The 8,923-nt window shown below is 65.8% G+C and carries 8 protein-coding genes; 5 read left to right on the forward strand and 3 right to left on the reverse strand.

Translation table 11 applies throughout. The features are described from left to right. Positions 1 to 126: 126 nt before the first annotated feature. On the reverse strand, positions 127 to 1,413 hold the full coding sequence (locus VNJ47_13340; GenBank protein ID HXG29817.1) for an alkaline phosphatase PhoX: 1,287 nt from the start codon (positions 1,411 to 1,413) through the stop codon (positions 127 to 129). A gap of 188 nt (positions 1,414 to 1,601) precedes the next feature. Further along, positions 1,602 to 2,813 carry an acyl-CoA dehydrogenase gene (locus VNJ47_13345; protein ID HXG29818.1) on the reverse strand — a complete coding sequence of 404 codons (1,212 nt, stop codon included), beginning with the start codon at positions 2,811 to 2,813 and terminating at the stop codon, positions 1,602 to 1,604. Between the two features lie 146 nt (positions 2,814 to 2,959). Here VNJ47_13345 and VNJ47_13350 point away from each other — a divergent pair, with 146 nt between their 5' ends. From VNJ47_13350 to VNJ47_13370, 5 genes are all read left to right on the forward strand, one after another. Then, entirely contained in the window at positions 2,960 to 3,883 is a 924-nt protein-coding gene (locus tag VNJ47_13350) for a LysR family transcriptional regulator (GenBank protein ID HXG29819.1), read from the forward strand. A 52-nt stretch (positions 3,884 to 3,935) separates the two neighbouring features. Further along, entirely contained in the window at positions 3,936 to 4,244 is a 309-nt protein-coding gene (gene nirD, locus VNJ47_13355) for a nitrite reductase small subunit NirD (protein HXG29820.1), read from the forward strand. 198 nt (positions 4,245 to 4,442) lie between these two features. Continuing rightward, the gene (locus tag VNJ47_13360) at positions 4,443 to 5,030 is read left to right on the forward strand and encodes a SprT-like domain-containing protein (GenBank protein ID HXG29821.1); all 588 of its coding nucleotides are present in this window, start codon (positions 4,443 to 4,445) and stop codon (positions 5,028 to 5,030) included. Further along, entirely contained in the window at positions 5,027 to 6,655 is a 1,629-nt protein-coding gene (locus tag VNJ47_13365; protein HXG29822.1) for a glycerol-3-phosphate dehydrogenase/oxidase, read from the forward strand. The genes VNJ47_13360 and VNJ47_13365 overlap by 4 nt, the downstream gene beginning before the upstream one ends. Further along, the gene (locus tag VNJ47_13370) at positions 6,645 to 7,487 is read left to right on the forward strand and encodes an alpha/beta hydrolase (GenBank protein ID HXG29823.1); all 843 of its coding nucleotides are present in this window, start codon (positions 6,645 to 6,647) and stop codon (positions 7,485 to 7,487) included. The genes VNJ47_13365 and VNJ47_13370 overlap by 11 nt, the downstream gene beginning before the upstream one ends. Positions 7,488 to 8,211: 724 nt before the next feature. Here VNJ47_13370 and VNJ47_13375 read toward each other — a convergent pair. After that, positions 8,212 to 8,923, reverse strand: a 712-nt coding sequence (locus VNJ47_13375) for an RHS repeat-associated core domain-containing protein (GenBank protein ID HXG29824.1), incomplete at its 5' end; no start/stop codon positions are given.

The raw sequence follows: 8,923 nt of genomic DNA on the forward strand, positions 1-8,923 counted from the left end.
GTGCAGCAAACCCAGCACCGTCTGGTGGAAGAACAGCGTGGCGAAGAAGCCGGCGATGAAGGCCTTGATGTGCGTCATGTCGTCCCCCGATGAGTACCCTGCCTTGAGGATACCCAAGCTTGGGGCTCAGGGTGCAAACCAGGGGCCGCTGACGCAGTAGGTGATACCGGCGGTGCCGGACTGGCCGTTGGCGCCGGGGCCGCGCTGCGAGCTGAAGTAGAAATGCCGGCCGTCGGGCGAGAACGCAGGGCCGGTGACCTCGCTGCCGTCCTGCCCGACCAGCTCGATGATCGGAAAGATGCGTCCGTCGCGGGTGAGCGCTACCGCCTGCTGGTTCGCCTCGCTCTTGTCCTCGACCACGATCAGGTCGCCGCCCGGCGTGAATACGATATTGTCCACCGAGTCGAGCACCGGCTCGGGCGGGTGGAAAAAGTCGTCGTAGATGATTCGCAGGCTGTCGCGCGCCGGGTCGTGCGCCCAGATGCGACGGTCGCCCTTGGTGCTGAAGTAAACGATGCCCTCGTGGTACCACAGGCCTTCGCCACCGTCGAATGCCGTGCTTTCCGGCACCTGCTGGCGAGTCGGCGTCTGCGGCTGGATCGGCAACCCCGGGAGCTGGGCCGGGTTCGGATTCGGCACGTCCAGCCAACGCACCGACCAGGGCCCGCGCGAGCCCTCGGTGTCCACTTCCTGCTGCGTGGCCTGCACCTGCATCACCTGCAGGCGGCCGCGCGACAGGTCCGGCCGGGCGCCGACATTGGGCGTGTCGGGCACGAAACGGTAGAAGCGTCCGTCGCCCTGGTCCTCGGTCAGATACAGGATATGGGTCGCCGGGTCCACTGCCACGGCCTCATGTGCGAAGCTGCCGAGCGACAGGTGCTGCTGCGGCAGGGCGATGCCGAACGGGTCGCACTCCCACACCGTGCCGCCATCCCATTCCTCGCAGGACATCCAGGTACCCCAGGGCGTGACGCCGCCGGCGCAGTTGATGCGTGTCAGCAGGCCGGGAAGGATGTTGTAGGCGCTAACGATTTCGCCCTGGGCATCGAAACGGATCGCGTTCACGCCGCCCGGCAGAAATTCGCGGTTGGAGACATAAATCCAGCCGCCTTCTGGATGCGGGTACACCGCGCCACCGTCCGGGTCGGTGTGCCACAGGAACAGGGTATTGCCGACCGGCCGGTTGGCCTGGGCGATGACACGGCAGGTAAAGCCAGGCGGGACGCGCAGGCCGTTGGCGTCCGGTGCGCCGAGCGGGCCGATGCGGCTCAGCTGGCCGCGGGCTGCGCTGCCGCCAGTACCGTCGGCGCCGCTGCTACCGCCGCAACCGGCCAGCGCTTGGCCCAAGGCCAGCAGCCCGAGTCCATGGACGCCGAACTTGAGCACCTGACGGCGGTTGAACGAAGTGCGCATGCACAACATAACGCGGGTTCAGGCCGCGCATCATGCATCGAAGTCGTTACGCGCTGATGACAGCCTGTCCTGGGCCCGCGACGGGTCCGTCGGCGGCATGGCGCCGACCTTGAAAAGACTCTGGATTCCGGATCGCGCCCGCTTCGCGGGCTTGTCCGGAATGACACAGACATTTACGGGACACCACCCTAGTTCGGCTTGTGCCGCCCCAGCTCCATTTTGCCGATCGCGTTGCGGTGCACCTCGTCCGGGCCGTCGGCCAGGCGCAGGGTGCGCGCCTGCGCATAGGCATAGGACAGGCCGAAATCGTCGGTCACGCCGCCGCCGCCGTGCGCCTGGATCGCCCAGTCGATCACCTGGCAGGCCATGTTGGGCGCGGCGACCTTGATCATGGCGATCTCCTTGGCCGCGGCCTTGTTGCCGACCGTGTCCATCATGTAGGCGGCCTTGAGCGTGAGCAGGCGCGCGGAGTCGATCAGGATGCGGCTCTCGGCGATGCGCTCCAGCGTCACCGTCTGCTGCGCCACCGGCTTGCCGAAGGCCACGCGCGACAGCGTGCGCTGGCACATTTTCTCCAGCGCGCGCTCGGCCAGGCCGATGAGCCGCATGCAGTGGTGGATGCGCCCGGGCCCCAGCCGCCCCTGCGCGATCTCGAAGCCGCGCCCCTCGCCGAGCAGCATGTTGGAGGCCGGCACGCGCACGTTCTCGAACAGGATCTCGGCGTGGCCGTGCGGCGCGTCGTCGTAGCCGAACACCGGCAGGTGCCGGAGGATCTTCACGCCCGGTGTGTCGCGCGGGATGAGGATCATGGACTGCTGCTTGTGCCGGTCCGGATTATCCGGGTCGGTCTTGCCCATGAAGATGAATAATTTACAGCGCGGGTCGTTGGCGCCGGAGCTCCACCACTTGCGGCCGTTGATCACGTAGTGGTCGCCGTCGCGCTCGATCAGGCTGGAAATATTGGTCGCATCTGACGAGGCCACACCGGGCTCGGTCATGGCGAAGCAGCTGCGAATCTTGCCGTCCAGCAGCGGCTCCAGCCATTGCTGCTTCTGCTCCGGCGTGCCGTAGCGCACCAGCACCTCCATGTTGCCGGTGTCCGGCGCCGAGCAGTTGAACACCTCCGGCGCCCAGATCACGCGGCCCATCACCTCGCACAACGGCGCGTACTCGAGGTTGGTAAGGCCTGCGCCGTATTCTGAATCCGGCAAGAACAGGTTCCACAAGCCTTCCGCACGCGCCTTGGCCTTGAGCTCCTCGATCAGTTTCGTCGGCTGCCAGCGGTCGCCCTCGGCGACCTCGGCGAGGAAGCGCGGCTCGTTGGGATAGATATGCTGCGCCATGAAGGCGTTGAGCCGGGCGAGCAGTTCCTGGGTGCGGGGCGAGTATTCGAATTCCATGATCAGCCTCGATGCGGCGCGGGGCTTTTGCCCGTCACCCCGGCGCAGGCCGGGGTCCAGCGCCTGGTGTGCCTGGGTTGGGTGAAGATTAGGCCCCCGGCGCGAATCCGTCCAATCAATACCAGGAATCATGATATATAAGTTTCATGCATATCAGACGCGTGGACCTGAACCTGTTCGTGGTGCTGGACGCCATCTTCACGGAGGGCGGCATCACCGCCGCGAGCCAGAAGCTGCGCCTGTCGCAGCCCGCCGTCAGCCACGCGCTCGGCCGGCTGCGCGCGCTGTTCGGCGACCCGCTGTTCGTGCGCGAGGGCCGCGCCATGGTGCCGACGCCGCTGGCGCGCGGCCTGATCGGCCCGGTGCGGCGCGCGCTGCGCGAGCTGGAGGTCACCCTGAGCGAAAGCGAGCGCTTCGACCCCGCCAGCTCGCAGAAGCGCTTCACCGTCGCGGTGCGCGACGTGCTCGAGTCCAGCCTGCTGCCGCCGCTGATGCGGCAGGTGCTGGCGCAGGCGCCGCACATCGACCTCGCCGCGATCCGCGTGGACCGCCGCCAGCTCGAATCCGAGCTGGCGGCCGGCACGCTGGACGCGGCCATCGACGTGCAGCTGCCGCTGTCGGACGCGATCCGCCGCCAGCGCATCGCGCTCGACCCGGTGGTGGTGGTGGCGCGCAGGAATCACCCGCGCATCAAGCGCGGACTGGACCTCGAGACCTACCTGGCGCTGGAGCACGTGCTGGTGAGCTCGCGCCGCACGGGGCCGGGGCTCGAGGACATCGAGCTGGCGCGGCTCGGCCTGCAACGCCGCGTGCGCCTGCGCTGCCAGCATTACTTCGCCGCCTGCCAGGTGGTGAGCGAAACCGACCTGGTGCTGACCATGCCCGAGCGCCACGCGCGCGTGACCAATGCGCAGTTCGGCAACCGTATCCTGCCCTTCCCGGTGGAAACGCCGCGGCTCGACGCCTACCTGTACTGGCACAGCAATGTAGATAAGGAGCCGGCCAACCGCTGGCTGCGCGAGAGCCTGGTCGCCGCGATTGCCGGCGTGCCGCCCCGCCGCCGGATTTGAAACCGCGCGCCGCTGCGCTATACCCAGATCATGGCTGTCGGAGGATTGCGCCATGAGTAAATACGTAGCGGTCGCCAGGCTCACGGAGATCCCTGAGCAGTCCGCCAAGTGCGTGGAAGTCGAGGGACGCAAGATCGCGGTGTTCAACCTCGGCGGCAGGTTCTACGCGCTCGACGACGATTGCCCGCACGAACAGGGGCCGCTGAGCGACGGCACTATCGTCGGCGAGGAGGTCGAATGCCCCTGGCACGGCTCGCGCTTCAACCTCAAAACCGGCCGCGTCACCCTGGATCCGGCCGAGGAAGACGTGCGCAGCTACCCGGTGCGGGTGACGGGGGACAGCGTCGAGGTGGAAATCTAGGGAACCTCTGATCAATTCCCTTCGTCATTCCGGCGAAAGCCGGAATCCAGCGACTCTAAAGGCTCTGGACCCCGGCGTTCGCCGGGGTGACGTACTCAGAGCTTCTTAGATATATCGCGCACAGCTTGAATGCTGGCGGTGCCTGGCATGGCGCGGTCATCCCCCGTCTGGTGGCCAAGCTTGCGCCATAATGACCGCATGTTGGACTACGACAGCCGCATCCCCGCCCCAGATAACGAGTGTGCGCTCACGCCGGCCGCGGAACTCGAGCAGCGTGCGCGCGATGCCGTGCTGTACTGGTTGCAGCAGGCCGAGCGCCTGGCCGCGCAGCGCGGCTTGCGCCTGGCGGCGATGCCGCGGCTGGCCTTCGACCTGCGCGGCCTGAACGCGGGCGAGTTCATCGTGGATGCGCGCCGCTATGGCGGGCCCTGCATCCGCATCAACCGCGAGCTGCTGCAGCGGCATCCGCAGCAGATGCTCGACCAGGTCGTGCCGCATGAAGTCGCGCACTATGTGGTATGGGCGCTGTGGCCGGGCCGCACGCGCCCGCACGGCCGCGAATGGCGCGCGGTGATGCGGCATTTCGGCAAGCCGCCGGAGGTCTCGCATCGCATGGCGGCGCGCCCATCGCGGCACGTGCGCCGGCTGCCCTTCACCTGCGGCTGCGAGGCCCCGCAGCTGTGCAGCCTGACGATCTACCGGCGGCACCTGGCCGGCGTGCGCTACTATTGCCGGCGCTGCAAGCAGCGCCTGCGGCCCGCGCCCGATGCAGTGCGTCCAGCATGAAACTGCGCGCCAGCAACATCGCCAAGCTCAAACACCAGGCCTTCGATGTGCTGATCGTCGGCGGCGGAATCAACGGCGCGGTGGCGGCCGCAGCGCTGGCCGGGCGCGGCGTGTCGGTGGCGCTGATCGATCGCGGCGATTTCGCCGGCTTCACCAGCCAGCACTCCTCGAACCTGGCCTGGGGCGGCATCAAGTACATGGAGAGCGGCGAGTTCGGGCTGGTGCGCAAGCTGTGCATGAGCCGCAACCACCTGATTCGCAGCTATCCCTCGACCATCCGGGAAATCCGCTTCTTCACCACCGTGCAGCGGGGCTTCCGCTGGCATCCGCTGCTGCTGTGGCTCGGCTGCTGGCTGTACTGGCTGATCGGCAACGGTTTCACGCGCGTGCCGCGGCTGAAGCCGCGCCGCGTGATCGAGCAGGAAGAACCCGTCATCAACACCGACGACGTGATCGGCGGCTTCGAATACTCGGATGCCTATTTCTACGACAACGACGCGCGCTTCGTCTTCAACTTCATCCGCACCGCGCTGAACTACGGCGGCATCGCCGCCAACTATGTCGAATCGCTGGGTGCGCGGCGCATGCCGGCGGGCAAGGATTTCGAGTGGCATACGCAGGCACGCGATGGGGTCTCGGGCGAGCGCTTCACCATCCGCTCGCGCGTGCTGATCAACGCCGCCGGCGCCTTTGTGGACGCGCACAACCGGCTCACCGGCGAAACCACCGAGTACCGGCATGTGCTGTCCAAGGGCATCCACCTGGTGGTGGACCACGTCACGCCGAACCGCCGCGTGCTGGCCTTCTTCGCCGACGACGGGCGGCTGTTCTTCGCCATCCCGATGGGCACACGCACCTGCATCGGCACCACCGATACGCGCGTGGACTCGCCCTTCGTGCAGGTGACGGACGAGGACCGGCGCTTCGTGCTGGACAACATCAACAAGCGCCTGCGCCTACCCAGGCCCCTGACCATGGCGGACGTGGTGGCCGAGCGCTGCGGCGTGCGCCCCCTGGCGGTGAAGGCTGCCAAGAATGGAGATGACGGCGGCGACACCGACTTCCTGCAGCTGTCGCGCAAGCACGCCATCGAGCTCAACCGCGCGCACCGGCACGTGAGCATCTTCGGCGGCAAGCTCACCGACTGCCTCAACGTCGGCGACGAGATCAGCGATGCCGTGCACAAGCTCGGCGTGCGCATACCGCACCCGGGCTTTCGCTGGTACGGCGAGCCGCCGGATGCGATCCGCGAGGAGTTCCGCCACCAGGCCCAGCTGATGAACCTGGACGGCTACACCGCGCCGGAGTCGAGCGAGCCGCTCAGCCGCCGGCTATGGCGCCGCTACGGCGCGCAGGCCATCGGCCTGCTCGAGAACATCCGCGAGGACCCGCGCGAGGCCGAGGTGCTGATCAAGGGTACGGAGTACATCCGTTGCGAGCTGCGGCAGGCCGCGCGCCGCGAAATGATCGTCAAGCTCGACGACTTCCTGCGCCGGCGCTCGAAGATCGCGCTGGTGGAGCGGCGCGAGGTGATCCGCGCCGCGCCCGGGCTGATGGACGCCTGCCGCATCCTGTTCGGCGACGAGGCGCAGGCGAAGTTCGACGAATATTTCCGTGAGCACTGATGCCGGTTTCTGCGGCCTGCGGCAGACGTCGCGGCTGCGCTTCTGGGTCGAGGATTCCGGCGGGGACGGCGAGCCGTTGCTGCTGGTCTCCGGGCTGGGCTATTCGTCCTGGTGCTGGGCCGAGTTGCGTGACGCGCTGCGCGACCGCTGGCGGGTGATCAGCTTCGACAATCGCGGCACGGGCCGCAGCGAGCAGCCCGCCGGGCCGTATTCCATCGCCATGCTGGCGGACGACGCCGCGAGCGTGCTCGAGGCCTGCGGCGTGCAGACCGCGGATGTGCTCGGTCACTCGATGGGCGGCTATATCGCGCTCACGCTGGCGCGGCGGCATCCGCAGCGCGTACGCTCGCTCGTGCTGGTGTCCACGGCAGGCGGCGGGCGCGGCTGCCTGCCGTTGCCGGCCGACACTCGCGCGGCTTGGCTCGCCGCGGCCGGCCTGCCGCCGGAGCAGTACGCGCGGCGCACCATGCCGTTATCCTTCGCGCCCGGCTGGACCGAGCGCCATCCCGAGCGCTTCGAGCGCTACCTGCACAGCCGCCTGCAACACCCGACGCCGCCCGCCTGCTGGGCCGCGCAGTTCCAGGCCTGCGAGCAGTATTTTGCGGAAGGCGTGGGCGCGGAACGGATCACCCAGCCCGCGCTGGTCATGCATGGCACCGCCGACCGCGTGATTCCCTTTGCCAATGGCGAGTTGCTCGCCTCACAACTGCCGAATGCACGGTTGCTGCGCCTCGACGGCGTCGGGCATTTGCCGTATCTGGAAGAGCCCGAGCAGCTTACCAGAGAGCTGCTAAATTTTCTTGGGAGCATAATTACTTTAGATCGCACATAAGCGCATGTGCTTGTCTTACGTAGCAACACAGAAGGGCAGGGTCTGAATCAGCTGTCATAAACACCCGCCTCCGGACCAAAATACACGCAGGGAGTCCGATCACAACGTCGCAGATGTATACCGACTGGCAGATGACGCTTTTAACAGCAGAAACATGCTAGCGCCCGCAAGCCTGCTACAGGCCAGGGAATACCCGCCAAGGAAAGGGCCGCCACTTGCACAGTATCCTCCACGAAAAACCGTAACTGGTTTGCGTAGGCATGCATGCTAGAGTCGCCTTTATCGAGTTAGGGGCATTATTTACTTGAGTGTGGGGATTGTGCGCTTGATTTATCGCTGACTCCCACTCGCCAACCAAGGTCTACTGCGAGAGCCTGCAATCCCCCTAGAAGTATCCAGGCCCCGAAAATAATCATCAGCGCCTTCGGACTCGCGGGGGACGTTTGAACGATGGAAAGCGCATTTCTAGCGCGCTCGGCGTCCAACAGAAATGCCCATGTCCAATCCGTGATGCTAGAAACAAGCTGGCCTGCGACAAGCAAAACTAGCAGCCTAAAATGAACCCGATAGCGCTGAACGGCGAACACGAGCACGCAGATAATCAGTGTTTGTAGAGCCACCAGCCCAACGACACCCCCCCGGGCCTGAACGTACTCGATATTGCCTAGCCAAACGTACAAGGCAAGCCCGGAAAGGATTGTCATGGCAAAAAGCCGCTGAATTTTCATGGCTGACCTGTGGGAGATTGCGCAGCCGGCAGGCTGTTCGCGAATGCGCCACTCAGCCGTCCAGGCCAGATGGTCTGTGGCACCGATGGGAAGATCCCTGAAGCACGAAGTACCGCGCTCACATCAGAAGCACAGCTAGGTCCAAACCCGCCGCCCCGAGCTTCAGCAGCCCGTTCTAGTGCTAGTTCTTGTGACTCGGTCGTATCTTTGCAGGTTCTACTTGTGGAATCGTCGTCGTTTAGCTTGTGCAATTGAGCGAAGCGATCAAAGGTGCTGCTATCTGCCGGTACGAGGTCGCCCTCGCCGCCTCCATTTGCACGCGCATAGCTGCCTGATGGGTCATAGAGCCATCCGCCGCTAACACCTCTGGACCCGTATAGGGCGACGTGTCCGGGAAAGCCATTAACGGTGAAAAGACACGTCTCCAACCCTGCGGGATCGGTATAACGTACTGGATTACTGAAGGTGTAGGCGTACGTACTCATGCCGCCCCACAACCCAATCGGATCACTCTGCAGATACCGGCCTATGTCTGGATCATAAGATCTGAACCAGTTGTCATGCAGCCCTGATTCCCCGTCCGCATACTGCCCCGGAAACCGCAGGGGCTGGGTGGCGGCGTCGTTTTTCACGGTGACGTTTCCGAAGGGTTCGTAGTCGCCCTGCCAGACAATCTGGCGCTGGGCTCCGCTGAGGGCTTGCGGCGTG

The organism is Nevskiales bacterium (genome assembly GCA_035574475.1).
Lineage (GTDB): Bacteria > Pseudomonadota > Gammaproteobacteria > Nevskiales > DATLYR01 > DATLYR01.